Here is a 2,271-nt window from a genome sequence, read left to right on the forward strand (position 1 = left end):
GGTAGCTCCACGTAATAGACCAGATAGCCGTCGAAGCGACGAACCGGATGAAAGCGCAACGGCGCTGAAAGGGTCGGCAGCAGATCCGCATGCAGTGTGGAGCCGGCACCGGGGTGTGTTTCGATCAGTCTCACCACCGATTCCACCGCATCGACGAAGCCGATCTCCAATGCTTCTCCGCCTTGATCTCCATACCAGCTTGCAGCCTGGTCAAGATCTCGAACCGCTGCAGGGGACCAGTGCGAGGGTTTCACTTGCGGTTCCGTGCACGCTCACGCAGCTTGTCGAAGTGATCGGGCGGGAGAGGCGCCGAAGGGCCGGATGCCAGCCCCTCGGCGATCAGCTTCTTGAGCAACTCCTCGGCCTTGCTCCGCTGGCGTTGCCGGATCAGGTCGCGCACGTAATCCGACGTACTGGAGTAACCGCCTTCGCGCACTTCCTCGTCCACGAACTGCTTGAGCGGATCGGTCAGCGAAATGTTCATGGTGGCCATGAGACTCTCCATTGGCAGTTTTTGCCAAGTCAGTGTGCGCCCTGCCCTGATGTCGGACAAGCCTGCCCCCACCTCCGGGGGCAGGCATTCAGCCCGGCATCACGCCACCTTGGCGCCTTCCAGGAAGTCCTGCGCGAAGCGCTGCAGGACGCCGCCGGCCTCGTAGATCGCCACTTCCTCGTCACTGTCCAGGCGGCAGGTGACCGGCACGATCACGTCCTGGCCGTCGCGGCGGTGGATGACCACGCGCAACTCGGCGCGCGGCGTGCGTTCACCGATGACGTCGAAGGTTTCGGTGCCATCGATGCCCAGGGTCAGACGGGTGGTGCCCGGCTTGAACTCCAGCGGCAGCACGCCCATGCCGATCAGGTTGGTGCGGTGGATGCGCTCGAAGCCTTCGGCMACGATSGCCTCCACGCCRGCCAGSCGCACGCCCTTGGCGGCCCAGTCGCGCGAAGAACCCTGCCCGTAGTCGGCACYGGCGATGATGATCAGCGGCTGCTTGCGCTCCATGTAGGTCTCGATGGCTTCCCACATGCGCATCACCTTGCCTTCCGGCTCGACGCGCGCCAGCGAACCCTGTTTCACGCTGCCGTCTTCATTGCGCACCATCTCGTTGAACAGCTTCGGGTTGGCGAAGGTGGCGCGCTGCGCGGTCAGGTGGTCACCGCGATGGGTGGCGTAGGAATTGAAGTCCTCTTCCGGCAGGCCCATCTTCGCCAGGTATTCGCCAGCCGCACTCGAGGCCAGGATCGCGTTGGACGGCGACAGGTGGTCGGTGGTGATGTTGTCGGGCAACACCGCCAGCGCACGCATGCCGGCCAGCGAGCGCTCACCGGCCAATGCACCTTCCCAGTACGGCGGACGACGGATGTAGGTGCTCTGCGGGCGCCAGTCGTACAGCGGGCTCACCGCTGCGCCGTGTTCGACGCGTACGTTGAACATCGGGTTGTAGACGCTGCGGAACTGCTCCGGCTTCACCGCCGCCTTCACCACCGCATCGATCTCGGCATCACTCGGCCAGATGTCCTTCAGGCGCACCTCGTTGCCGTCGGTGTCCACGCCCAGCACATCCTTCTCGATGTCAAAGCGGATGGTGCCGGCGATGGCGTAGGCGATCACCAGTGGCGGCGAGGCCAGGAACGCCTGCTTCGCATATGGATGGATGCGGCCGTCGAAGTTGCGGTTGCCCGACAGTACCGCCGTGGCGTAAAGGTCACGGTCGATGATTTCCTGCTGGATCTTCGGATCCAGCGCGCCGCTCATGCCATTGCAGGTGGTGCAGGCGAAGGCAACGATGCCGAAGCCCAGCTTCTCCAGGTCCGGCAGCAGGCCCGCTTCCTCCAGGTACAGCTGCACTGCCTTGGAACCGGGTGCCAGCGACGACTTCACCCAAGGCTTGCGCAGCAGGCCGCGCTCGTTGGCCTTGCGTGCCAGCAGGCCGGCGGCGATCACGTTGCGCGGGTTGGAGGTATTGGTGCAGCTGGTGATGGCAGCGATGATCACCGCGCCATCGGGCATCAGGCCCTGTGCCTGCTCGGCCTTGCCGGCTTCCAGCTTGGCGGCATCGGCGATGCCGCGCTCGACCAGTTCCGATACCGGCAGGCGGCGATGCGGATTGCTCGGGCCGGCCATGTTGCGCACCACCGTCGACAGATCGAAGTGCAGCACGCGCTCGTATTCCGCAGTGGCCAGGTCATCGGCCCACAGGCCGGTGCTGCGCGCGTAGCTTTCAACCAGTGCGACCTGCTTTTCCTCGCGACCAGTCAGGCGCAGGT

The 2,271-nt window shown here is 64.7% G+C and carries 3 protein-coding genes; all 3 read right to left on the minus strand.

The window, feature by feature from the left end; all coding sequences use genetic code 11:
* On the minus strand, positions 1-254 hold a 254-nt coding region (locus tag AC1DJN_RS21635), incomplete at its 3' end, for a type II toxin-antitoxin system RelE/ParE family toxin (protein ID WP_478040200.1).
* Positions 251-493 carry a type II toxin-antitoxin system ParD family antitoxin gene (locus AC1DJN_RS21640; protein WP_032976603.1) on the minus strand — a complete coding sequence of 81 codons (243 nt, stop codon included), beginning with the start codon at positions 491-493 and terminating at the stop codon, positions 251-253. The genes AC1DJN_RS21640 and AC1DJN_RS21635, both read right to left, overlap by 4 nt.
* 99 nt (positions 494-592) lie before the next feature.
* Positions 593-2,271, minus strand: a 1,679-nt coding sequence (acnA, locus tag AC1DJN_RS21645; protein ID WP_478040202.1) for an aconitate hydratase AcnA, incomplete at its 5' end; no start/stop codon positions are given.

This window comes from Stenotrophomonas sp. 05L414_2 (assembly GCF_056397905.1).